Origin of the sequence: Jeotgalibacillus proteolyticus (genome assembly GCF_002926065.1) — a bacterium.
Taxonomy (GTDB): Bacteria; Bacillota; Bacilli; order Bacillales; family Jeotgalibacillaceae; genus Jeotgalibacillus; species Jeotgalibacillus proteolyticus.
Genome location: NZ_PREZ01000010.1, coordinates 1 through 22,507, shown reverse-complemented (window position 1 = coordinate 22,507; position 22,507 = coordinate 1). Strand labels below are relative to the sequence as shown.

Sequence of the window (22,507 nt, the reverse complement as noted above, 5' to 3'; positions counted from 1 at the left end):
CCCATTTTGCTCAATGTCATCACAAAATGGACATAAGACAAATAGAAAACGAGGCTATTATTGACCACATTTTCTATCATAAAGAACAATTATTTAAACCATTATTGCCAGAAAACTATCCATTTATACAAATAGACATACTTTCTGACTTTAATAATTTTACATCTTATTATAGTATCATAAGAGATCTTACGGGTCAAACCTTTTTAGCTCTGAAAATAAAGTAGCCTTTGCTCTTGCTGACGACTTCCGTATTTCCGAAAAGCTCTTCCATTTTAACCCTTGCTGAAGGGGCACCCTGCTTTTTCTGAATAACAACCCACAGCTCCCCGCCAGGAGCCAGATGATTGAAACTCTGTTCAAAGATTTGGTGCACAACCTTTTTGCCTGCCCGAATAGGCGGGTTCGTGACAATTGCTGCAAAACCGGTAAAGGTCACTTGGTCAAGGCAATCACTCTCATATACTTTTACAGAAGGCACTTCATTCTGCATAGCATTCTCTCGCGCTAGTTCTAGCGCACGATTGTTGACATCTACAAGATGAACATCCCGCGTTTCAAAGCTTTTTGCCAGCGTTAAACCGATCGGCCCGTAACCGCAGCCTACATCTAAAATCGGCCCCTCTATTTCAGGCTCTCTAAATGAATCAATCAAGACCCGTGAGCCAAAATCAACCTCGTTTTTTGAAAAGACACCGTGGTCTGTTTTAAAACGCATGCTGTGCCCGCGCAGGGTAAAGTTCCACCATTGCGGATTACTTTCAGCTCCCGGAGTTTTGGAATAATAATGATCTGACATTCCAGATCACCCTCCCGTGTCTTCATTTTTCCAGTGGCTTTTACCTTAACGAAAGCAAAAATCCCCTGTCAGTAAAACAGGTAAAAAAAAGCCCGCCTATTCAAGCGAGCTTTTTCTTTAACAAGTTATTACTTAACTTCTACGCCAGCTCCAACTTCTTCAAGCTTAGCTTTAAGTTCTTCAGCTTCTTCTTTAGAAATGCCTTCTTTAACAGTTTTAGGAGTGTTGTCAACTACTTCTTTAGCTTCTTTCAAGCCAAGACCAGTGATTTCACGAACTGCTTTGATAACTTTGATTTTTTGTGAACCAGCGTTTGTAAGGATTACATCAAATTCAGTTTGCTCAGCAGCAGCTTCTCCGCCACCAGCACCAGCAGCAGCTACAGGAGCAGCAGCAGATACACCGAATTCTTCTTCGATTGCTTTTACAAGGTCGTTTAGTTCAAGAACGGACATTTCTTTGATAGCTTCGATCATTTGTTCTTTAGTCATGATATAGTTCCTCCTTAGTGGATGTTTAGTTTTGTTTTTAGATGATTTCTCATCCGGCTTGCAGGAGCTTTAAATTAAGCGCCCTGTTCTTCTTTTTGGTCTGCAACTGCTTTAGTTGCAACGGCAAATCCGCGAATTGGTGCTTGAAGTACGCTAAGAAGCATAGAAAGAAGACCTTCACGTGATGGAAGCTCAGCAAGTGCTTTAACTTCTTCAACAGAAATGATATTACCTTCCATGACACCCGCTTTGATTTCAAGCGCTTCGTGTTTCTTTGCGAATTCGTTAATGATTTTCGCTGGTGCTACTACATCCTCAGTAGAGAATGCAATTGCGTTTGGTCCAGTAAGATTTTCATTTAACCCTTCAAGACCAGCCGCTTCAGCCGCTCTGCGCGTCATTGAGTTCTTGTAAACCTTGAATTCAACACCGGCTTCACGAAGTGACTTACGTAGCTCAGTTACTTCTGCAACAGAAAGTCCACGGTAATCTACAACGACTGTTGATACACTTCCTTGTAGCTTTTCCTGGATTTCAGTTACGAGTTGTTTCTTTTGCTCGATAATGCTGCTCATCTTAACACCTCCTGTTGATTTATCTGGAGCGTCATTTATACCGTTCGATCATTCAAAAAGCCCCAATGTCCGATGCAGACATTGAGGCATATCATTTCAATAAAAGAATTCTTTATCGTCATGACCTCGGCAGGAAATTAAGTCCCCTAAAGGACACCTACTGTCTACGGTACAAATGTTATATACTTACACAACGTTTCAAATCTTAGCAGATTAAAAGCGCTGTGTCAATATTATTTTAAATTTATTATTTAGTGGAAACGGAAGATGCGTCGATCTTGATTCCAGGACCCATTGTAGAAGTTACAGCTACAGACTTCATGTAAGTTCCCTTAGATGAAGCAGGCTTAGCTTTTTGTACTGTATCAAAGATTGTGTTGAAGTTTTCAACAAGCTTTTCTGTTTCAAAAGAAACTTTTCCGATTGGAACATGGATGATACCAGCTTTTTCAGCGCGGTATTCCACTTTACCAGCCTTGATTTCTTTAACAGCCTTGTCAACATCAAATGTTACAGTGCCTGTTTTCGGGTTTGGCATTAAGCCTTTTGGTCCAAGGACACGTCCAAGCTTACCAACTTCACCCATCATGTCAGGTGTAGCAACGATTACGTCAAAATCAAACCAGCCGCCCTGAATTTTTTGAACAAGGTCGCCTTCGCCAACAAAGTCAGCTCCTGCAGCTTCAGCTTCTTTTGCTTTTTCGCCTTTAGCGAAAACAAGAACACTTTGCGTTTTACCTGTTCCGTTTGGAAGAACTACTGCTCCACGGATTTGCTGATCGTTTTTACGAGTATCGATTCCAAGACGGAATGCTACCTCTACTGTTGCATCAAAATTCACAACGCTTGTTTTTTTCGCAAGCTCGATTGCTTCAGTGACACCATAATTTGTTGTACGGTCTACAAGCTTAGCTGCTTCAACGTACTTTTTACCTTTTTTAGCCATTTCATGTTTCCTCCTCGATTGTGGTTTTAGCGGAATAACCTCCCACGAATAAAGGTTGCGAGTGAAAAAAACCTTTTCAGCTTCGCAACCTCGTCCAAGACATGCATCAATTAATCTTCAATCGTAATACCCATGCTGCGAGCCGTACCTTCAACCATGCGCATCGCTGATTCAACATCAGCTGCGTTTAGGTCAGGCATTTTTGTTTCCGCGATTTCACGCACCTTGTCACGTTTGACAGTCGCTACTTTGTTGCGGTTAGGTTCACCTGAACCTGACTCGATACCAGCTGCTTTCTTAAGAAGAACGGCAGCAGGGGGAGTTTTAGTGATGAATGTAAATGAACGGTCTTCAAAAACCGTGATTTCAACAGGGATAATAAGACCAGCTTGATCAGCTGTACGAGCATTGAACTCTTTACAGAATCCCATGATGTTGACACCAGCCTGACCCAATGCAGGACCTACCGGCGGAGCTGGATTAGCTTTCCCAGCTGGGATTTGAAGCTTTACCATTTTGATAACTTTTTTAGCCACGAGACACACCTCCTTAAGTCCGTGATGTGGTAATAGGGTTGTATACCCTCCCACTCAATAATCCAATTCTTTATATAAAGAATGTAAATGTTAGTTCAGTCTCTCTATTGAGACATACTGACTTAAAAGATGTTACCACCTTTGGAATCAGAATTCAAGATGTTTCTAATTATATTTTATTGATTTGAGTAAAGTCGAGCTCAACCGGGGTTTCACGGCCAAACATATTTACCAGAACTTTTACTTTTCCTTTAGCCGTATCAATGCCCTCAATGACACCGGCAAAGTTCGCAAATGGACCTTCATTTACCGTTACACCCTCACCGACTTCAAAGTCAACCTCAACCGTACGCTCCTGCATACCCATGCTCTTAAGAAGCTGGGTTACCTCTTCAGGAAGCAGCGGTGTAGGCTTTGAGCCTCCGCCTGATGAACCAACGAAACCGGTCACTCCTGGTGTATTACGAACCACATACCAGGAATCATCCGTCATAACGATTTCAACCAGCACATAGCCAGGGAACGTTTTACGCTTCACTGTTTTCGCTTTGCCATCTTTAATCTCGGTCTCTTCCTCTTCAGGAATCACAACGCGGAAAATCTTATCGGACATTCCCATTGATTCAACACGTTTCTCTAAATTCATCTTAACTTTATTTTCATAACCGGAATACGTATGAACAACATACCAATTCTTCTCCAAACCATTTTCCCTCCTTAAATTTAAAAGTGCAGGTGGCTCGTTCAGCTCCGACAAGTTTAAGGCGCATCGGAGCGACTTAAAACCTCGAGGAGCCAGTCCTCCTAAACCACTATCTTTAATCAGATGATACAGCTGGCGCATCGCTGCCGCAAACACACCTCTATAAATAAATTAGACAAACTTTTTAGTTTAGCTCTATTTTTGCCCAATGAAAAAACCCGTTAAACGGGCTTCTGCATTTCTCTTACTATTGTACACGAAATCCGCCCTCTATACGAAGAGAATTCCTATAACATTATAAAATCCAATCAATAATAGCAGAAATACCTTGATCAATTAGCGTAAAAAACAAAGCGACAAAAATAACAGTTGAGATAACTGTAATCGTATATTTCGTTAGCTCTTTCCGCTTTGGCCAGCTGACCTTGCGCATTTCAGAGGAAACGTTACGAAAAAAGTTGCTAATTTTACCCATGCTGATGTACCCTCCAACCAGTGTTATTTCAGTAGTCCGTTTCCCTAAAACAGCAAGCGGACCTGCCCGCATCAGATCGTTTGTTTATGCGATGTGTGGGCATTGCAGTGGCGACAAAACTTCTTAATTTCAAATCTATCAGACTGCCTGTCCTTCCCTTGAGGCACAGCGTAATTCCGTGAACCGCAAGTTGAACAAGCCAGCGTTACTTTTTTACTCACGATTTTCATTCCTTTTAGGAAGTAGTTCATTACCATAATAGCAGATGGAGATTTACAGAACGCAGCAGCATTTTCAGCCGGACAAACTGCTTTTAGTCTCTCATTTGCCAACACATTAAAACGTACCATCTTGACAGTCCTCTGTCAATAAGCCTTCTGACTAAAACGTCAGCTCCCGTGCTTCTAAATAGCGTTCAAGCTTACGTTTTACACGCTGAAGTGCATTATCAATCGACTTCACATGACGATCCAGTTCTACTGAAATTTCCTGATAGGACTGGCCATCCAGATAGAGTGATAGAACCTGTCTTTCGAGATCACTGAGCAGCTCAGCCATCTTGTCTTCAATCTTGCTGAATTCTTCTCTATGAATAATTAATGCTTCCGGATCTGTCGGCTTAGCTCCGGAAATAACGTCCATAAGGGTCCGGTCCGACTCTTCATCGTAAATTGGTTTATCAAGCGAAATATAAGAGTTAAGAGGAATATGCTTTTGGCGAGTAGCGGTTTTAATTGCTGTGATAATTTGACGGGTGATGCAAAGCTCTGCAAAGGCTTTAAAAGAGGTAAGCTTTTCTTCTTTGTAGTCCCGAATGGATTTATACAAGCCAATCATGCCTTCTTGGATGATGTCTTCTTTATCGGCACCAATTAAAAAATAGGACCTTGCTTTTGCTCTTACAAAATTTCGGTATTTGTTAATTAAATAATCAAGCGCTTCTGTATTCCCATTGTGAACCAGTTCAATAATCTGATCATCTTCCAGTACGTGAAATGTTTCCCGCTCTATCGATATCCGCTTGTATCCGTTCAAATGGATCCCCCCGACGCTCTAAACAAATAGATAGAAATATTATACAGCAGGTTTTTTTAAAGCGTCAACCACTCATTTGTCGCCCCGTCTCCATTTTTCGAAAATTTCGGCAACTTCTTCACTGAGAGGGATTTTGGATACAGGCTGCTCTCCCTTGATTTTATTAACTCTTTTAGCAATCTTTTTTTCGATTTGATTCATCTCAATTAATAATTCTCTCGCAGACTTTCTGAGTGCTCCCTGGGCAAAAATAACCCGCTGCTCGGTAAAATCACTCGTCGCTACAATCACCTGAGTTTTTATATCATTTAGTTCAATCGCAAGCTTTTCAATCCGTTCATCAGCTGTTTCATTTTCCTTTGTAAAAAAAATATCCAGATTATAAGAGCGGTGCTTTTTAGCGATACCCTGAACAAACTGTGCATCGAAAACGATAATGACCCGATAGCCGGTATACCCCTGGTACTCGGCCATCATTTCAACCAGCCGGTCCCGGGCTGCAGCGAGATTATGGTATTTTAATTCAGTAAGCTCCGGCCAGGCTCCGATGATATTATAACCATCGACGAGAAGAACATTTTTCATGGGTGTCAGCCTTCTAACGGATAGCGTTTCCGATAGATTTCATACATCAAAATGCTCGCTGCAACGGAAGCATTCAGTGAGGTGACATGCCCTGTCATTGGAAGGTGGATAAGAAAATCGCATTTCTCCCTGATCAGGCGGCCCATTCCTTTTCCTTCGCTGCCGATTACAAGACCTAGCGGCATGGTGCCATCAAAGCGTCGATAATCCTCGCTCCCTTTTGCATCAGTTCCGGCAATCCAAAGGCCAAGCTCCTTTAAGTCATCAATGGTGCGGGCAAGATTGGTGACCCTGGCTACCGGCACATGCTCGATGGCTCCTGTTGATGCTTTTGCAACTGTTGCTGTCAGGCCGACAGCACGTCTTTTTGGAATGATGATCCCGTGAACGCCGACTGCATCGGCCGTACGCATAATCGATCCTAGGTTATGCGGATCCTCCAGTTCATCCAAAATGAGAATAAAAGGATCTTCATTTCTGCTTTTTGCCAAAGCGATCATATCGTCTACCTCAGCATATTGATAGGCTGCAACGGAAGCGACCACTCCCTGATGCTGACCCTCAAGCATCTGGTCGATCTTTTTCTTTGGAACAAACTGAACCAGGATCCCCGCTTCCTTTGCCAAATGGATAACCTGCTGCATTTGTCCTTTTTGAGAGCCTTCGGCAATCCAGACCTTATTAATTTCACGTCCGGCTTTTAACGCTTCAATTACGGGGTTTTTGCCTCCAATAAATTCCTGGCTCATGTTGATTCTCCTCTCTGCTTGTCCATCATGATGGAAATTGAGCGCATCACAATTTCCTCTAAGCGTTTTTCCTGTTTGGTTAAATATAAAAAGCCGATTAACGCTTCGAATGCGGTGCTGTAACGGTAGGTTTGAACATCTACATTTTTCGGCACAGTTCCTGATTTTGCGTTTCTGCCCCGGCGGATAATAGCTTCTTCTGTTTCTGTAAAAAAATGATCCTGTGAAAGCACCTTGAGCGTGTAGCTCTGGCCTTTTGCCGATACATATTGAATCGACGCTTTTTGCAGAAAGTTCGGTCTTACCGTCCCCTGCAAGAGGAGATGGTGTCTGACATACTGCTCATAGACCGCATCTCCCATATAAGCTAAGGCAAGGGCATTTAATTGCTTCGGGTCAAGCGTATAGTTATTGTCTTCAGTCATGTATTACCCTCTTCTCCAGCGAATACCCTGAGCTGTATCTTCAAGCAGGATATTCTGCTCTTTCAGCTGGTCGCGAATGGCATCAGCCGTTTTGAAGTCACGGTCTTTTCTCGCCTGCTCGCGTTTTTGAATGAGCGCTTCAATGTCCTCATCAAGCAGCTCCTTTTGCTTCGCTATGGATAGGCCAAGCACAGCAGCAAGCTCATCGAAGGCAGCAGTGAAGGCATCAATGACTTCCCCTGACGTATTTTTCTCTCTAAGATAAAGATTCGCCTGGCTGGAAAGCTCAAAAAGTACGGATATGGCATTGGCTGTGTTAAAGTCATCATCCATCGCCTCACCAAATGCATCCTTGTTTTTCTGGATTACCTTTAGCCATTCACCGTTCGAATCTGTCAGCTCTGCACTGCTTTGTTTGCGGTGCAGCAAATTATCATAGGATGTACGAATTCGTTCAAGTCCTGATTTTGCCGCATTTAACAAATCCAGATTGTAGTTTATCGGATGACGATAATGAACAGACAGCATAAAGAAACGCAAAACCTGGGGATCATGTTGTTTTAATATGTCGTTTACAAGAACAAAATTTCCGAGCGATTTTGACATCTTCTCGTTGTCTATATTAATGTACCCGTTGTGCATCCAATAGTTTGCAAAGGATTTCCCTGTCAGGGCTTCTGATTGAGCAATCTCATTTTCATGGTGAGGAAAAGCCAGGTCCTGGCCGCCCGCATGAATATCAATCGTATCGCCGAGGTATTTTCTCGCCATTGCCGAGCATTCGATATGCCAGCCTGGACGCCCATTACCCCATGGACTTTCCCAGGAAATTTCTCCTTCTTTTGCCGCTTTCCATAAAACAAAATCAAGCTCATCGTCTTTTCGCTCATCTGATTCAATTCTGGCCCCTATTCTCAGTTCATCGATGGACTGATGAGAAAGCTTGCCGTAATCCTTGAATTTTCGGGTTCTGTAATACACATCTCCCGCTGATTCATAGGCATACCCTTTTTCGATAAGCGCTTCGATAAATTCAATAATCAGGTCAATGTTTTCTGTTACGCGAGGGTGCTCCGTTCCTCTTTTGCAGCCAAGGGCCTCTACGTCATTAAAAAACGCCTCGATAAAACGTTCGGCAACGGTCGGTACGTCCTCACCGAGCTCGTTAGCTGCGCGGATTAATTTATCATCCACATCAGTAAAATTCGACACATACTTTACATCATATCCTCTATATTCCAGATGTCTGCGAACCGTGTCAAAAACAATTGGCGGTCTTGCGTTCCCGATATGAATATAGTTATATACGGTCGGACCGCACACATACATGGAGACCTTTCCTTCTTCTATCGGTGTAAATAATTCTTTATTTCTTGTAACCGTATTATAAAGTTGAATGCTCATTTACAGAGCTCCTCTCTCGTTCTTTCTTAAGCTGATCCTGCACAAACGCAAGCTCGGTTTCAAGGTGACGGATACGATCCATAATCGGGTCTGGCATATCCTGATGGTCTAAATCGCGCCTGCATCTGACACCGTTTCGCACAACCACTTTTCCCGGAATGCCCACAACGGTTGAGTTAGCCGGCACATTATGAAGGACGACCGATCCCGCTCCCACCTTAGAATTTTCCCCTATGACAATTGAACCTAACACCTTCGCTCCTGTAGCAATAAGCACATTGTCCTCAAGTGTAGGGTGCCGTTTCCCTTTTTCCTTACCGGTTCCGCCAAGGGTTACTCCCTGAAAAACAGTTACATTATTTCCAATCTCGCAGGTTTCACCAATGACTACTCCCATGCCGTGGTCGATGAAGAATCGCCTGCCGATCCTTGCTGCCGGGTGGATTTCAATGCCGGTGAAAAATCGGGCAATCTGAGATATTACCCGGGCAATAAAATACATTTTCCGACGGTAAAAGACATGCGCAATTCGATAACCCCATATCGCATGAAGGCCTGAGTAGGTTAAGATCACTTCTATTGCAGAACGTGCTGCAGGGTCCTGGTCGAATACAGTATCAATATCTTCTTTTATTCGTTTAAACATGTAATTCCCCCCTTATTCAGGTCTAAATCCGACTTACCTTATCGGAAACGTTGACTTTTTTAAACAGAAAAAGCGCCTCTGTCAATAGACAGAGACGCTTATGCGCGGTTCCACTCTGTTTGAAGCATCGATCTGCTCCCCACTTAATCAGAAATAACGGCCTGACCGCTTCTGCCTACTGTAAATTCGGCAAAAGACTCTGAGGGGCACTTCAAAAAAGGAGTAGCCTGAACCACTTTCAGCCGGTGATGGTTCTCTCTTCTTGGTGTCCTTTTTTTACTTTTCCTCATCTATGCTTTAGAAATATATTACTAAAATTATCGGCTTAAAGCCTTTTTTATAAACCTGTTATCATACTATATACTATTTTTATAAAAATGTTAATTCGAAAGTTTGCTTATGCGGGCAAGCACGCGTTCCTTGCCTAATACTTCGATCGCATTTGGCAGCTCAGGACCATGTGTCTGGCCGGTTACAGCTACGCGGATCGGCATGAAAAGTTTTTTCCCTTTATGCCCGGTTTGCTTTTGAACAGCTTTAATCGCTTTTTTAATTTCAGCTGCTTCAAATACCTCTAAATCAGAAAGCTGTTTGTGGAACTCTGTCATTACCTCAGGTACCTGTTCTTCTGCGAGCACTGCACTTGCTTCTTCGTCATAGGCAATCTCTTCTTTGAAAAACAGCTCAGAAAGCTCGACAATTTCCGCTCCAAAGCTCATCTGTTCCTGATACAAAGCGACAAGGCTCCGCACCCATTCGTCTTCTTCTGCAGAACGGTCGGTTGAAATTCTTCCTGCCTGCTCAAGGTGAGGGACTGCAAGCTTCACGACTTCATCAAGGTCCAGATTTTTAAGGTATTGGTTATTCATCCAGATCAGCTTTTGTGTATCAAACACAGCAGGTGATTTGGACAGACGCTCAGGATCAAAGATCTCAATAAACTGCTCTTTCGAGAAAATCTCCTCTTCTCCCTTTGGAGACCAGCCAAGCAGGGCAATAAAGTTAAATAATGCATCCGGCTGATAGCCAAGCCCTTCATACTGCTCGATAAATTGAATAATCGATTCATCCCGCTTGCTTAGTTTCTTGCGGCTTTCGTTCACAATTAACGTCATATGGCCAAAAACGGGCGTTTCCCAGCCGAATGCTTCAAAGATCATCATCTGCTTCGGTGTATTTGAAATATGGTCATCCCCGCGCAGAACATGAGAGATTTTCATGAAATGATCATCGACCGCTACTGCAAAATTGTAGGTTGGAATTCCATCCTTCTTCACAATAACAAAATCGCCAATGCCGTCACTTTCAAATGAAACATCGTCTTTTACCATGTCGTTAAAGGTATAGGTTTTCCCTGCAGGCACTGCAAAACGGATGCTTGGCTCGCGGCCTTCTGCTTCAAGTGCAGCCCGTTCGTCATCTGTAAGGTTACGGCATTTGCCGCTGTATCGCGGCATTTCACTGCGGGCAACCTGGGCTTCCCGCTCTGCCTCAAGCTCCTCTGAAGTACAGTAGCACTTATACGCAAGTCCTTTTTCAAGAAGCTCATTATAATGCTCCGCATACAAATCGTTCCGTTCAGACTGACGGTACGGTCCGTATTCTCCACCAATATCAATGCTTTCATCCCAGTCAATTCCAAGCCATTTCAGATGGTTCAACTGAGACTGCTCTCCACCCTCAATATTACGCTTTTGATCTGTATCCTCTATACGGATAATAAATTTACCGCCTTGATTTCTTGCAAATAAATAATTAAATAGGGCTGTACGTGCGTTCCCTATATGTAGGTGTCCGGTTGGACTTGGTGCATAGCGCACACGAACTTCTGCTGCCATTGTAATCCTCCTATAGTTTGACTGCTTTTATTCACTCGTTTGAAGTAAAATGGTTGCCTGTGCGGCGATTCCTTCACCGCGGCCGGTAAAACCAAGCTTTTCAGTTGTCGTCGCCTTCACATTAACCTGAGCGGGCTCTGCTTCTAAAAGTGATGCAATCCGCTCTCTCATTTCTTCTATATATGGTGCCATTTTAGGCTTTTGGGCAATAATTGTACAGTCTATATTTCCAAGTTCATAGCCTTCTTTTTTTACAAGCTCCCATACATGCTCAAGAAGCTGGCCGGAATCTGCTCCTTTAAAGGCCGGATCCGTGTCAGGGAAATGCTTGCCGATATCCCCTGCCCCAATGGCCCCAAGTGCTGCATCCGCTACTACGTGAAGAAGAACATCAGCGTCAGAATGGCCAAGAAGGCCTTTTTCATAGGGAATGGTAATGCCTCCAAGAATTAATGGGCGGCCTTCTGTTAACTGATGAACATCGAATCCCTGTCCAATGCGGAACATAACCTTCCTCCTTTCCTGCTTAAGGATTTTTTATTTTACGGTCATTGCCCGTATTTTCGTCTTTTTGCGAGAATAGCTTCAGCAAAAATTAAATCTTCCTTTGTCGTCAGCTTTATATTATCATAATCTGCTTCGACAACCTGAACTTTTTCACCTATATGTTCCACCAGAGAAGCGTCATCTGTACCTTCAAACCCTGCCTTTTGGGCTTCTTCGTAGGCTTTCATAATAATAGAAAGACGAAAAGCCTGTGGTGTCTGGATTAACCACAAGCTGGCACGTTCTATCGTTTCTTCTACGAAGCCATCACGAATCTTTTTAATTGTATCCTTCACAGGTACTGCCGCAACAGCCCCTCCCATTTTATGCGCCTGCTGGGCCAGCTCTAAAATGGTCGGCTGCTGAATAAATGGTCTGGCGCCGTCATGCACCATCACAATGGAAGCCTGCGCCTGCTTCAGGGCATTATGAACGCTCTGCTGGCGCTCCCTGCCTCCGTCGACAAGCGCAGTAACCTTCTTAATTTGATAAGCTTTTAACAAACCCGTAAGCTCACTTCGATCATCCGGATTGATGGCAAGCAGAATTCCCTGGCACAAGGGGTCTTGTTCAAAAACCAGTAAGGTGTGGACAATAATCGGTTTATTGTCTACTTCAATAAAGAGCTTGTTGCGACCTGCTCCCATTCGTTTTCCTTGTCCTGCTGCTGGAATCACCACTTCATATTTCATTCGATTAACTCCTGTTCACGGGGCTATAGTGCTTTTTCATATGCTTTGGGCTTGGCAAAAATCATTCGGCCTGCTGAGGTTTGCAGCACGCTTGTGACGATCACATCGATATGCTTGCCAATAAAATTTTTCCCATCTTCTACAACAATCATCGTACCATCATCTAAATAGGCGATGCCCTGATTTTGTTCTTTTCCATCTTTAATCATTTGGACATGAAGCTCTTCACCAGGTAAAACAACCGGCTTAACTGCATTGGCAAGATCGTTAATATTTAACACCTGCACATCCTGCAGATCACAAACTTTATTTAAATTAAAATCATTTGTTACAACGATGCCATTCAGAACCTTTGCCAGCTTAACAAGCTTGCTGTCAACCTCATGAATTTCTTCAAAATCGCCCTCATAAATGGTTACCTGTATTGGAATATCACGTTGAATGCGTTTTAAAATATCCAGACCTCGGCGGCCTCTGTTTCTTTTTAATGCATCGGAGGAATCGGCAATATGCTGAAGCTCACCCAGCACAAATTGAGGAATGACAATCTCGCCGTCTAAAAAGCCTGTCTGGCAAATATCGGCAATTCTTCCATCAATAATGACACTTGTATCAAGAATTTTATGTCTCTTAAATACAGGCTGATCCTGCAGATCGACAGCATTTGCATCCTGAGCATTTTTGTTAGTAGAATTTTGGCGGGTAAAAAGCTGGATCAGCTCATCCCTTTTGGTAAATCCTACCTGAAAGCCCATATAACCTAAAATTAATGTTAATAGAATCGGCGCTACTGTATTTACACCGGGAATTTGAATCTCGTTAATCGCTACACCAATCAAAAATGCGACAATCAGCCCGATAATAAGTCCTACCGTCCCAAATAAAAGGTCTGTTACAGGGGCTTTTACCAGTCGATCTTCGAACCACTTGAGGAAACCTACTACGTAATCAATAAGCCAAAAAAATAAGAAATAAAAGATAATAGCTCCTAAAATCGCAGTTACGTAAGGATTATTAATAAGTCCATTATCCCAATTTAAAGGTCCGAGGACTAGGTCCGGGATTAAAATAACACCAAGGGTACCGCCTATAATTAAAAAACAGGATTGTACAATTCTTCTTAACATTCCTTCACCTCCTTGTTTCATTATTTACCATTTTCATCATTTCAAACCTCATATTATGCGCTATTTATTACAATTATAGTACTTTTCGTTTATTTTACACCGTCACTCTTGTGAAAAGGGTAGCACGTTCATCTTTAGAATGTCAATTTATTCAAAACGACATATCATACCATAAATCTACAAAACAGACAAACTATTTTTATTACAGCTGGTTGTCAGCAATGGATTGCTCCTTTATAAAGCGAAGCCCGTCTTTAATCTTTCTGGCCCTTACTTCCCCTATGCCTTCAACATCATCCAGTGCATTGACAGATGCCTTCACCATTTGATTTAGATCACTAAATTCATTTATTAAATTTTCGATAATAGCGATAGGCAGACGCGGGATTTTGTTCAGTACACGGTAGCCCCTTGGTTCTATAGCATCCTCCAAAGGAACGTAAATACTATGGCCCAGCAGCTTTAGAAGCGCCGAGTCCTCCAGTACCTCTGAAGTGATCATTTTCTGAAACCGCTGAAGAAGCTCAAATGGCTTAATTTGCCTCTCCTTGGCATAATCACGAATGATCAGGGTTACTTCTTCCTCCATATCAGCAAGCAGCTCGTGCATTTGCAGATGGACAAGCCGTCCTTCTGTCCCAAGCTCATATAAATAAATAAAAAGCTCATTTTTAATGCGAAGAACCATTTCACAGCGGTGCAGGACCTGCAGCACATCTCCAAATGTAACCATTTCCTCAAATTCAAGTAGAGTCAAATGCGAGATGCTCTGATCAAGTACGACCCGGTATTTTTCAAGTGTTTGAACCGCCTGATTAGCCTTCGCTAAAATAACGGAAATTTCCCTTAGTGCATAGCGGAAGGTGCCTTTATAGAGGGTAATGATATTTCGACGCTGGGAAATTGCGATGACCAGGCCGTCTGTCTCTCTTGCTACCCGCTCAGCGGTCCGGTGTCTCATCCCCGTTTCAGAGGATGGGATCATCGGGCTTGGAGCAAGCTGGGCGTTGGCAATTAGGATTTTACTTCCGTTTTCGTTTAAAATAATGGCTCCGTCCATCTTTGCAAGCTCATATAAATAGGTGGGAGAAAACGGGCAATTGATTTGAAAGCCTCCGTCTACAATCGCCTTCATTTTGTCGTTATATCCAACGACAATCAAACCGCCTGTATTTGCCCGGAGGACATTTTCCAGCCCTTCTCTTATGGGGGTTCCAGGTGCTACAAGCTGAACGATATCTACTGCCCGCTCTGTTTTCTTTTTTTCCTCCATGTGCTAGTCCCCCAATACTTTCTTCAATGCTTCATTTACGTCAGAAACACCGATCACCTGAATATCCTCAGGGAACTTCCACCCTCCAATATTATTGGCGGGAACAATAATCCGCTTAAAGCCGAGCTTTGCCGCCTCCTGGACCCGCTGCTCAATACGCGAGACCCTGCGCACTTCCCCGGTCAAGCCAACCTCTCCGATAATACAGTCAAACGGATTGGACGGCTTATCGCGAAAGCTTGATGCGATGCTCAGCGATACCGCTAAATCAATTGCCGGTTCATCCAGCCTTACGCCTCCGGCAACCTTTAAATAAGCATCCTGCTGCTGAAGCAAGAGCCCGGAACGCTTTTCAAGCACTGCCATTAAAAGTGAAACCCTGCTTTGGTCCACTCCTGTTGCCATACGGCGGGGATTATTAAAGCTGGTTGGCGTTACAAGCGCCTGTATTTCAACAAGCACCGGGCGGGTTCCTTCCATTGAAGCAACAACGGTGGAGCCTGCAGCGCCCTGTGAACGCTCTTCTAGAAAAATTTCTGAAGGGTTCAGCACTTCTTCAAGCCCTGTTTCCTTCATTTCAAAGATGCCCATCTCATTGGTGGAGCCAAACCTGTTTTTTACTGCACGAAGGATTCGATACGTATGATGACGCTCTCCTTCGAAATACAGTACAGTATCAACCATATGTTCTAAAATTCTTGGACCTGCTATCGAGCCTTCTTTTGTTACGTGCCCGACGATGAAAATCGCGATATTTTTCATTTTTGCAATGCGCATCAGCTCTGCTGTACATTCACGCACCTGTGTAACACTTCCTGGAGCGGATGTGACTTCAGGATGATAGACGGTTTGAATTGAATCAATTACTACAAAATCAGGGGATAATTGTTCGATGGATTGATGAATGGATTCTAAATTCGTTTCAGCGTAAACATATAAATCTTCTGATGTCACATTTAATCGATCAGAGCGAAGCTTCGTCTGCTTAACGGATTCCTCACCTGAAATATAGAGTACTTTATTTTTCGTTTCAGCTAACTGCGAGGATACCTGAAGCAGCAGGGTCGATTTTCCGATCCCCGGATCTCCACCAATTAATATCAATGAGCCCGGAACGACGCCTCCTCCAAGCACTCGATTTAATTCGTTGATTTTTGTTTTTACTCTCGGCTCCTGAATGGACTCGACAGAAACGAGCGGAGTCGCTTTTACTGAGCTTCCTTCCGGCGTATGAGTAAAAGACTTTCTGGGTTGCTTTCCTGTTATGGCAACATCCTCGACCATGGTGTTCCATTCACCGCAGCCCGGACATTTTCCCATCCATTTAGCCGATTCATAGCCACAGGACTGGCACATGAACTTGGTTTTCTTTTTGGCCACGCGTTGTTTCAGCTCCTTATAAAAAATGGTGCACGTGTAACGCAGCACACGTGCACCCAAAGAAATTGCATCTGGTTTGGCTCTTTACTTTGTTGCTGAGCCTGCTTCTTCTTTACGTTTTACAGTAAATTCATTGTCTTCTGTATCAATTTCGATCGCATAGCCGGAAAGCACATTGCCTTTAAGCAGCTCTTCTGACAAACGATCCTCTACATGCTTTTGAATGGCCCGGCGGAGCGGTCTTGCGCCGTACTCCGGATCAAAGCCTTCATTAGCAATTTTTTCTTTTGCAGCTTCTGTAATCGAAAGATCAATATCCTGTTCTTTCAAACGCTTCACCAGCTCATTAGCCATTAGCGTAACAATTTCTTTTAAGTGATCCTTCTCAAGTGAGTGGAACACAATCGTTTCATCAATACGGTTCAGGAATTCAGGACGGAATGCGCGCTTCAGCTCTTCAAGCACTTTTCCTTTCATGTCCTTATACTCCTGTTTGGAATCCTGCACATTAAAGCCAACATTTTTATTGTTTTTAAGTGCACTTGCCCCTACGTTTGACGTCATAATCAAAACGACATTCCGGAAATCGACCGTGCGTCCTTTTGAATCAGTCAAACGGCCGTCTTCAAGCACCTGGAGCAGGATATTAAATACATCCGGGTGAGCTTTTTCAATTTCATCCAAAAGCACAACAGAGTATGGCTTGCGGCGTACCTTTTCAGTAAGCTGACCGCCTTCTTCGTAACCGACATAGCCTGGAGGCGAGCCGACAAGTCTTGAGGTCGAATGCTTCTCCATGTACTCTGACATATCAATTCGAATCATCGCGTCCTCATCGCCGAACATTGATTCTGCAAGTGCTCGTGCAAGCTCCGTTTTCCCTACGCCAGTTGGTCCTAAGAAAATAAATGAACCGATTGGACGCTTAGGATCCTTCAGACCGGCACGCGCACGGCGTACAGCTTTAGAGATAGCCGTTACAGCATCACTTTGACCGATTACACGGTTATGAAGCGTATCTTCTAATTTTAGAAGTTTTTGTGTTTCGGTTTCTGCAAGGCGTGATACAGGTACTCCAGTCCAGGTAGAGACGACGTGCGCAATATCCTCAACCGTCACTTCTGTATTTTCCTGCCCCTGTTTTTCTTTCCACACTTTTTTCGTTTCATCGAGCTTTTCTTTTGTTTTTTGCTCAGAGTCTCTTAATGAAGCTGCCTTTTCAAATTCCTGGCTTTGAACAGCTGCATCCTTCTCTTTACGGATTCCTTCTAATTTCGCTTCAAGCTCTTTTAAATTAGGAGGCGTTGTATATGAGCGAAGACGCACTTTAGAGCCTGCCTCATCAATTAAGTCAATGGCCTTATCCGGAAGAAAACGGTCAGATATATAGCGGTCTGAAAGTTTTACTGCTGCATCAATGGCTGCATCCGTGATCGATACGCGGTGATGCGCCTCATAGCGGTCGCGAAGACCTTTTAAAATCTGGACTGATTCCTCTGCTGTCGGCTCATCCACCTGAATTGGCTGGAACCGGCGCTCAAGAGCAGCATCCTTTTCAATGTATTTGCGGTACTCATCAAGTGTTGTAGCACCAATACATTGAAGCTCGCCGCGGGCAAGAGAAGGCTTCAAAATGTTCGATGCATCAATTGCACCCTCTGCTCCGCCAGCACCAATCAGCGTATGAAGCTCATCGATGAATAAAATGATATTTCCTGCCTGACGGATTTCATCCATGACCTTTTTCAAGCGGTCCTCAAATTCACCGCGGTATTTTGTTCCTGCAACAACCGTTCCCATATCCAGTGTCATCACGCGCTTGTCGCGAAGAATTTCTGGCACTTCATTTTGAACAATCTGCTGGGCTAACCCTTCAGCAATCGCTGTTTTCCCTACACCTGGCTCTCCAATTAAAACCGGGTTGTTCTTTGTACGACGGCTAAGGACTTCAATAACACGCTGAATTTCCTTGCTCCGTCCAATAACAGGGTCTAAGCTTCCCTCGCGTGCAATCACGGTCAGGTCGCGCGCAAGGCCGTCAAGAGTAGGCGTGTTTGCATTGGCATTAGAGCCTCCCTGACTTCCGCTTGCCTCGTTGCTGCCCAGCAGCTGGAGCACCTGCTGGCGGGCTTTATTTAAGCTGACGCCAAGATTATTCAATACACGGGCCGCTACGCCTTCTCCTTCACGAATTAGCCCAAGAAGAATATGCTCAGTACCTACATAGGAGTGTCCCAGCTTACGGGCTTCATCCATAGATAGCTCGATCACTTTTTTTGCACGAGGCGTGTAGTGAACACTCGGAGATTGCTCTGTTCCTTTTCCGATCAGTTCTTCAACCTCTTCCTGAATTTTATCCGTGCTTAAATTTAAGCTTTTTAATGCCTTGGCTGCGATGCCTTCTCCTTCGCGTACAAGACCAAGCAAAATATGTTCCGTGCCAATATTTGAATGGGAAAGACGAATTGCCTCTTCCTGTGCTAGCGCCAATACCTTCTGAGCTCTTTCCGTAAACCGTCCAAACATCATAGGTCTGTTCCTCCTTTTAGCTGTGAATCATCCATTTCCAATCTCTCACGTATCAATGAGGCTCTTCGCAGATCACGCTCAAAGGGCTTCAAACCCTCTCCTGCATACTGCTGAAGAAAGCCTGGCTGAGTAAGAATCATTAATTCATTTAAAATCGTTCGCGGTACATCCTTTATATACCCTAAATCAATACCTAAACGCACATCTGACAGACATTTCGCCGCTTCCTTAGATTCGATGATGCGGCTGTAGCGCAAGACACCATATGAACGGAAAACCCGGTCTTCAAGCTGAATGCCTGATGTCTGCACCAATGCCTCACGTGCTGATTTTTCCTGGGCGATAATCTGATGAACGACGCGAAGCAGATCCTCAACAATATCTTCTTCAGCTTTTCCAAGAGTCGTCTGATTAGAAATTTGAAAGATGTTACCTAATGCTTCGCTGCCCTCACCGTAAATTCCTCTAACAACCAGACCAAATTGTCCGATTGCAGGAATTATTCTGTTCATTTGATTCGTCATCATAAGTCCTGGCAGGTGCATCATAACAGAAGCACGCAAGCCGGTGCCGACATTTGTCGGACATGTCGTCAAATATCCTGCTTCTTCATCAAACGCATAATCAAATTTTTCTTCAATCTTATCATCAAGCTCGTTGGCTTTTTTCAGCGCCTCTTTTAATTGAAGGCCAGGATATAGACATTGTATTCGAAGATGGTCCTCTTCATTTACCATTATGCTAATATCTTCATTTTCTGAAAGAAAAACAGCTGCTCCTGCTGTATCCTCAGCAAGATTTGGGCTGATCAGATGCTTTTCAACGAGCACCCGCTTTTGCAAATCCTGCAGATCCTTCATTTGAAGCAATTCCAGAGAATCAAACTGCCCTTTCATCGCTTCTTTTGTTTTAGTTAAAACCTCTTCTGCTTCTTCGTCAGTGAATAAGGTTGGGAAAGTATGATGTCTGCTGTTCCGGGCGAGACGAATGCGAGTGGACAAAACAATTTCTGAATTCGGCCCCTCTTCATTCATCCAGGAAGTAACGGCTTTTGTTAAAAATCGTTCAAGCGTCATGACTGCGCACCTCCCTCATTATTCATTTCATTTTCAAGCGAGCGGATCTCATCACGCACGGAAGCCGCCTTTTCAAACTCTTCATTGTTAATTAATTCCTTCAGATCTTCCCGCAGTTCACTGATCTTGCGTTTAACCTGAATTAATCCTCCCTCACGTCCCGGAAGCTTCCCTTGATGAACAGTGTTTCCACTGTGGAGACGTTTCAAAATGGGAGGAAGCTCACTTTTAAAGGATGTATAGCATTCAGGACAGCCGAACTTCCCAAGCTTTAGAAATTTAGAAAAGGTAAGCTGGCATTTTTTACAGCGCAATGCTTCCTTTTCCGACTGCTGCTGTGCCTGATTTGTCTGTTGAACCACTGGTGATATATTTAATAAGCCTGACAGCAGATTATTGAAGGAAAAGGCATTTGCTGCATTAGATAACAATCCCTTTCCTTTATCCTGTGCACAGACCTCACATAAGTGAACCTCTGTTTTCTCCCCATTCACCGTCTTTGTAAAATGTATTGCTGCCGGACGTTCCTGGCATTCCTGACAAACCATCCTACTCACCTCATTTATTTATATTTCAGCGCTACAAGCATTGCTGTTAAAATACGCGAGCGAACCTCATCTCGAAGCGGCAGGGGCATGTTTAAGGTGGTACGTTCCATCGCACTCAGCATAAGCTTTGCCTCTCTTTTTGAAATGCATTCTTCATTAAGCAAACGATAAACAACATCTTCCCCAGCAGCCTGTGTCAGATGCGTTTGAAGAAGCGCTAACAGCTGATCAATTAAATGTGAATGGTCGTGACTTTTTACCTTTATAATCCGAATGTAACCTCCACCGCCGCGTTTACTTTCTACCACATATCCCCTTTCGATCGTGAAACGGGTTTTAATGACATAATTTATTTGCGATGGGACACATTGAAATTTATCGGCAATTTCACTTCTCTTTATCTCCACTATTTCACTTTCATTGCCCTCTAAAACCTGCTTAAGGTATTTTTCAATTACGTCGGAAATGTTTTTCACTGCTCACACCCCCTTTATTTGACTTTGACTATCTTTGACTTAAATTATACACCACTCTATTTTCTTATTGCAAATAATGAATATCGCATTATTCCTGTCATTGCGCTAAATTTTTTTGTCATCACTTTATCCCTGTTACACGATGTAAATTTCTGTTTTCTCTATTTAAAATAGGTAATTATGGTAGCATAAATATAAAACGATCTTAAAATAGAGGTGGAGTTCGTGTGGGTTAATGAAGCAATAAAGAAGCTGGGCATCCGTTATCCAATCATCCAGGCGCCTATGGCTGGCGGGATAACTACAACAGAACTTATAACGTCTGTCGCAAGCAGTGGTGCGCTCGCCATGATTGGAGCAGGCTACATGAAGCCGGACAGCGTTAGAAAGCAAATCCGGGAGATAAAAAAGCAGACCACAAGACCCTTTGGAATCAACGTTTTTGTCCCCCGCCCTTTTTCAGCAGATTTAAAACAAATTCAAACAGCAAAAGAAATTCTTAAGCCCTTTACCGAAGAAGACATTGCAACGGAAATTCCCACCTTTGAAAAGGAACAGGAAACCTATGAGGCTATAATTGAGATCATCCTTAAAGAAGAGGTTCCCATTTGCTCCTTTACCTTTGGTCTGCCTGCTAAAGCAGTAATTGAGCGTTTTAAGGAAAAGAACACCATCTTAATCGGGACAGCTACTACGGTTAAAGAAGCGATTGAAGCAGAAAAAGCCGGGTTGGACATGGTCGTCTTGCAGGGAAGTGAAGCCGGAGGGCATCGAGGAAATTTCCTCCATGATGCTGAAGAAAGCTCAATTGGGCTCATGTCATTCATTCCACAGACAGTTAATCAGGTCACAATCCCCGTCATCGCTGCAGGCGGCATTATGGACGCACGTGGAGCCCTGGCAGCGCGCTGTCTAGGAGCTGCTGCTGTTCAAATGGGCACCGCCTTTTTAACCTGCAAGGAAAGCGGGGCTCACGACCTGCACAAAAAAGCAATCCTAACTGCAACAGAAGACAAAACGGTCATGACAAAAGCATTCTCCGGAAAATGGGCAAGAGGCATCCAAAACGAATTCATAGCCAAAACGAAAAGCAGACAATCAGAGCTTCCTGCCTTCCCCATACAAAATGCCCTGACAAAAGGAATTCGAAGTGCATCCTCCGCCCGTAATTCTACAGACTTTATGTCTCTATGGTCCGGACAAAGCCCGATGCTTGCAAAAGACCAGAGTGTTGAAGAGTTGATTCAGTCACTTATTAAGGAGGCTGAAGAGGTGCGTGGATTGTTGTGAGGTAAGCAGTAAGATTAGAAAAACACAAACGTTCTTAAGAGTATTGATTAAGATCTTTTTTGATAAAAACATTGCTAAAAAAAGCTTATAAAGTTAATGGAGTTTTTGTTTTTTAAGCGGATTGATTCTAAAGTGTTTTTTACCCAAACAAAAAAACCATTCCCCAACAGGGAATGGTTTTGAGTGCCTAGCGACGTCCTACTCTCACAGGGGGACCCCCAACGACCATCTGCGCTGGCTGCGGCTTCCGATACACGTCGAATCTCTTCGTCCGCTTCGCTCACTCGGATCCTCACGTGAGCTGCACGCTCCGGTCCTCCCTCACTCACGTCCTCGACCTTCTCGTGTCTCGAAACCCTCGCT

The 22,507-nt window shown here is 43.6% G+C and carries 25 protein-coding genes and 2 other annotated features; of the genes, 1 reads left to right on the top strand and 24 read right to left on the bottom strand.

Annotated elements, in window-relative coordinates; translation table 11 throughout:
* Positions 1 to 196: 196 nt before the first annotated feature.
* The 24 genes from C4B60_RS19950 to C4B60_RS19835 form a co-directional block, all read right to left on the bottom strand.
* Complete coding sequence (locus C4B60_RS19950; protein ID WP_104059730.1) at positions 197 to 799, bottom strand: class I SAM-dependent methyltransferase; 603 nt, start codon at positions 797 to 799, stop codon at positions 197 to 199.
* A 128-nt stretch (positions 800 to 927) separates the two neighbouring features.
* Positions 928 to 1,290: a 50S ribosomal protein L7/L12 gene (gene rplL / locus C4B60_RS19945; protein ID WP_104059729.1), complete on the bottom strand. Its 363-nt coding sequence runs from the start codon at positions 1,288 to 1,290 to the stop codon at positions 928 to 930.
* A gap of 74 nt (positions 1,291 to 1,364) precedes the next feature.
* The gene (rplJ, locus tag C4B60_RS19940) at positions 1,365 to 1,865 is read right to left on the bottom strand and encodes a 50S ribosomal protein L10 (RefSeq protein WP_104059728.1); all 501 of its coding nucleotides are present in this window, start codon (positions 1,863 to 1,865) and stop codon (positions 1,365 to 1,367) included.
* Between the two features lie 44 nt (positions 1,866 to 1,909).
* Positions 1,910 to 2,053 (bottom strand) — a sequence feature (ribosomal protein L10 leader region).
* Positions 2,054 to 2,112: 59 nt separating this feature from the next.
* The gene (rplA, locus tag C4B60_RS19935; protein WP_104059727.1) at positions 2,113 to 2,811 is read right to left on the bottom strand and encodes a 50S ribosomal protein L1; all 699 of its coding nucleotides are present in this window, start codon (positions 2,809 to 2,811) and stop codon (positions 2,113 to 2,115) included.
* A 110-nt stretch (positions 2,812 to 2,921) separates the two neighbouring features.
* Positions 2,922 to 3,347, bottom strand: coding sequence for a 50S ribosomal protein L11 (rplK, locus tag C4B60_RS19930; protein ID WP_167578717.1), 426 nt, complete (start codon positions 3,345 to 3,347; stop codon positions 2,922 to 2,924).
* Between the two features lie 169 nt (positions 3,348 to 3,516).
* Entirely contained in the window at positions 3,517 to 4,050 is a 534-nt protein-coding gene (nusG, locus tag C4B60_RS19925; protein ID WP_104059725.1) for a transcription termination/antitermination protein NusG, read from the bottom strand.
* A 295-nt stretch (positions 4,051 to 4,345) separates the two neighbouring features.
* Positions 4,346 to 4,525, bottom strand: coding sequence for a preprotein translocase subunit SecE (gene secE / locus C4B60_RS19920; protein WP_104059724.1), 180 nt, complete (start codon positions 4,523 to 4,525; stop codon positions 4,346 to 4,348).
* A 71-nt stretch (positions 4,526 to 4,596) separates the two neighbouring features.
* On the bottom strand, positions 4,597 to 4,746 hold the full coding sequence (gene rpmG / locus C4B60_RS19915; RefSeq protein WP_104059791.1) for a 50S ribosomal protein L33: 150 nt from the start codon (positions 4,744 to 4,746) through the stop codon (positions 4,597 to 4,599).
* 160 nt (positions 4,747 to 4,906) lie between these two features.
* Entirely contained in the window at positions 4,907 to 5,542 is a 636-nt protein-coding gene (sigH, locus tag C4B60_RS19910; protein WP_104059790.1) for an RNA polymerase sporulation sigma factor SigH, read from the bottom strand.
* A 90-nt stretch (positions 5,543 to 5,632) separates the two neighbouring features.
* Positions 5,633 to 6,145, bottom strand: coding sequence for an NYN domain-containing protein (locus C4B60_RS19905; protein ID WP_104059723.1), 513 nt, complete (start codon positions 6,143 to 6,145; stop codon positions 5,633 to 5,635).
* A gap of 5 nt (positions 6,146 to 6,150) precedes the next feature.
* Complete coding sequence (rlmB, locus tag C4B60_RS19900; protein WP_104059722.1) at positions 6,151 to 6,894, bottom strand: 23S rRNA (guanosine(2251)-2'-O)-methyltransferase RlmB; 744 nt, start codon at positions 6,892 to 6,894, stop codon at positions 6,151 to 6,153.
* Positions 6,891 to 7,319 (bottom strand): Mini-ribonuclease 3, encoded by a 429-nt coding sequence (locus C4B60_RS19895; RefSeq protein ID WP_104059721.1) that lies wholly within the window; start codon positions 7,317 to 7,319, stop codon positions 6,891 to 6,893. Before C4B60_RS19895 ends, rlmB begins: the two co-directional genes overlap by 4 nt.
* Before the next feature lie 3 nt (positions 7,320 to 7,322).
* Positions 7,323 to 8,723 carry a cysteine--tRNA ligase gene (cysS, locus tag C4B60_RS19890; RefSeq protein WP_104059720.1) on the bottom strand — a complete coding sequence of 467 codons (1,401 nt, stop codon included), beginning with the start codon at positions 8,721 to 8,723 and terminating at the stop codon, positions 7,323 to 7,325.
* The gene (gene cysE / locus C4B60_RS19885; RefSeq protein ID WP_104059719.1) at positions 8,704 to 9,369 is read right to left on the bottom strand and encodes a serine O-acetyltransferase; all 666 of its coding nucleotides are present in this window, start codon (positions 9,367 to 9,369) and stop codon (positions 8,704 to 8,706) included. Before cysE ends, cysS begins: the two co-directional genes overlap by 20 nt.
* Positions 9,370 to 9,456: 87 nt before the next feature.
* Positions 9,457 to 9,671: a binding site (T-box leader), on the bottom strand.
* Between the two features lie 78 nt (positions 9,672 to 9,749).
* A complete protein-coding gene (gene gltX / locus C4B60_RS19880; protein ID WP_104059718.1) occupies positions 9,750 to 11,207 on the bottom strand; it encodes a glutamate--tRNA ligase in 1,458 nt (485 codons plus the stop codon).
* 27 nt (positions 11,208 to 11,234) lie between these two features.
* Complete coding sequence (gene ispF / locus C4B60_RS19875; RefSeq protein ID WP_104059717.1) at positions 11,235 to 11,714, bottom strand: 2-C-methyl-D-erythritol 2,4-cyclodiphosphate synthase; 480 nt, start codon at positions 11,712 to 11,714, stop codon at positions 11,235 to 11,237.
* A gap of 41 nt (positions 11,715 to 11,755) precedes the next feature.
* Positions 11,756 to 12,445: a 2-C-methyl-D-erythritol 4-phosphate cytidylyltransferase gene (ispD, locus tag C4B60_RS19870; RefSeq protein WP_104059716.1), complete on the bottom strand. Its 690-nt coding sequence runs from the start codon at positions 12,443 to 12,445 to the stop codon at positions 11,756 to 11,758.
* Between the two features lie 23 nt (positions 12,446 to 12,468).
* Positions 12,469 to 13,572 (bottom strand): PIN/TRAM domain-containing protein, encoded by a 1,104-nt coding sequence (locus tag C4B60_RS19865; RefSeq protein WP_104059715.1) that lies wholly within the window; start codon positions 13,570 to 13,572, stop codon positions 12,469 to 12,471.
* 202 nt (positions 13,573 to 13,774) lie between these two features.
* The gene (gene disA / locus C4B60_RS19860; protein ID WP_104059714.1) at positions 13,775 to 14,845 is read right to left on the bottom strand and encodes a DNA integrity scanning diadenylate cyclase DisA; all 1,071 of its coding nucleotides are present in this window, start codon (positions 14,843 to 14,845) and stop codon (positions 13,775 to 13,777) included.
* Between the two features lie 3 nt (positions 14,846 to 14,848).
* On the bottom strand, positions 14,849 to 16,225 hold the full coding sequence (gene radA, locus C4B60_RS19855; protein WP_104059713.1) for a DNA repair protein RadA: 1,377 nt from the start codon (positions 16,223 to 16,225) through the stop codon (positions 14,849 to 14,851).
* 84 nt (positions 16,226 to 16,309) lie between these two features.
* Positions 16,310 to 18,754, bottom strand: coding sequence for an ATP-dependent protease ATP-binding subunit ClpC (clpC, locus tag C4B60_RS19850; protein ID WP_104059712.1), 2,445 nt, complete (start codon positions 18,752 to 18,754; stop codon positions 16,310 to 16,312).
* The gene (mcsB, locus tag C4B60_RS19845) at positions 18,751 to 19,830 is read right to left on the bottom strand and encodes a protein-arginine kinase McsB (RefSeq protein WP_104059711.1); all 1,080 of its coding nucleotides are present in this window, start codon (positions 19,828 to 19,830) and stop codon (positions 18,751 to 18,753) included. Before mcsB ends, clpC begins: the two co-directional genes overlap by 4 nt.
* Complete coding sequence (gene mcsA, locus C4B60_RS19840) at positions 19,827 to 20,378, bottom strand: protein-arginine kinase activator protein McsA (RefSeq protein WP_104059710.1); 552 nt, start codon at positions 20,376 to 20,378, stop codon at positions 19,827 to 19,829. Before mcsA ends, mcsB begins: the two co-directional genes overlap by 4 nt.
* Positions 20,379 to 20,392: 14 nt before the next feature.
* Entirely contained in the window at positions 20,393 to 20,854 is a 462-nt protein-coding gene (locus tag C4B60_RS19835) for a CtsR family transcriptional regulator (protein WP_104059709.1), read from the bottom strand.
* Between the two features lie 225 nt (positions 20,855 to 21,079).
* On the opposite strand from C4B60_RS19835, the gene C4B60_RS19830 reads away from it, so the two are divergent.
* On the top strand, positions 21,080 to 22,144 hold the full coding sequence (locus C4B60_RS19830; protein ID WP_104059708.1) for an NAD(P)H-dependent flavin oxidoreductase: 1,065 nt from the start codon (positions 21,080 to 21,082) through the stop codon (positions 22,142 to 22,144).
* The last annotated feature ends 363 nt before the right edge of the window (positions 22,145 to 22,507 follow it).

Bases quoted from the DNA above. Each gene is read 5' to 3' on its own strand.
- C4B60_RS19950 (WP_104059730.1), bottom strand. From the start codon at position 799: ATGTCAGATCATTATTATTCCAAAACTCCGGGAGCTGAAAGTAATCCG.
- rplL (WP_104059729.1), bottom strand. From the start codon at position 1,290: ATGACTAAAGAACAAATGATCGAAGCTATCAAAGAAATGTCCGTTCTT.
- rplJ (WP_104059728.1), bottom strand. From the start codon at position 1,865: ATGAGCAGCATTATCGAGCAAAAGAAACAACTCGTAACTGAAATCCAG.
- rplA (WP_104059727.1), bottom strand. From the start codon at position 2,811: ATGGCTAAAAAAGGTAAAAAGTACGTTGAAGCAGCTAAGCTTGTAGAC.
- secE (WP_104059724.1), bottom strand. From the start codon at position 4,525: ATGGGTAAAATTAGCAACTTTTTTCGTAACGTTTCCTCTGAAATGCGC.
- C4B60_RS19905 (WP_104059723.1), bottom strand. From the start codon at position 6,145: ATGAAAAATGTTCTTCTCGTCGATGGTTATAATATCATCGGAGCCTGG.
- rlmB (WP_104059722.1), bottom strand. From the start codon at position 6,894: ATGAGCCAGGAATTTATTGGAGGCAAAAACCCCGTAATTGAAGCGTTA.
- C4B60_RS19895 (WP_104059721.1), bottom strand. From the start codon at position 7,319: ATGACTGAAGACAATAACTATACGCTTGACCCGAAGCAATTAAATGCC.
- cysS (WP_104059720.1), bottom strand. From the start codon at position 8,723: ATGAGCATTCAACTTTATAATACGGTTACAAGAAATAAAGAATTATTT.
- cysE (WP_104059719.1), bottom strand. From the start codon at position 9,369: ATGTTTAAACGAATAAAAGAAGATATTGATACTGTATTCGACCAGGAC.
- gltX (WP_104059718.1), bottom strand. From the start codon at position 11,207: ATGGCAGCAGAAGTTCGTGTGCGCTATGCACCAAGTCCAACCGGACAC.
- ispF (WP_104059717.1), bottom strand. From the start codon at position 11,714: ATGTTCCGCATTGGACAGGGATTCGATGTTCATCAGTTAACAGAAGGC.
- ispD (WP_104059716.1), bottom strand. From the start codon at position 12,445: ATGAAATATGAAGTGGTGATTCCAGCAGCAGGACAAGGAAAACGAATG.
- C4B60_RS19865 (WP_104059715.1), bottom strand. From the start codon at position 13,572: ATGTTAAGAAGAATTGTACAATCCTGTTTTTTAATTATAGGCGGTACC.
- disA (WP_104059714.1), bottom strand. From the start codon at position 14,845: ATGGAGGAAAAAAAGAAAACAGAGCGGGCAGTAGATATCGTTCAGCTT.
- clpC (WP_104059712.1), bottom strand. From the start codon at position 18,754: ATGATGTTTGGACGGTTTACGGAAAGAGCTCAGAAGGTATTGGCGCTA.
- mcsB (WP_104059711.1), bottom strand. From the start codon at position 19,830: ATGACGCTTGAACGATTTTTAACAAAAGCCGTTACTTCCTGGATGAAT.
- mcsA (WP_104059710.1), bottom strand. From the start codon at position 20,378: ATGGTTTGTCAGGAATGCCAGGAACGTCCGGCAGCAATACATTTTACA.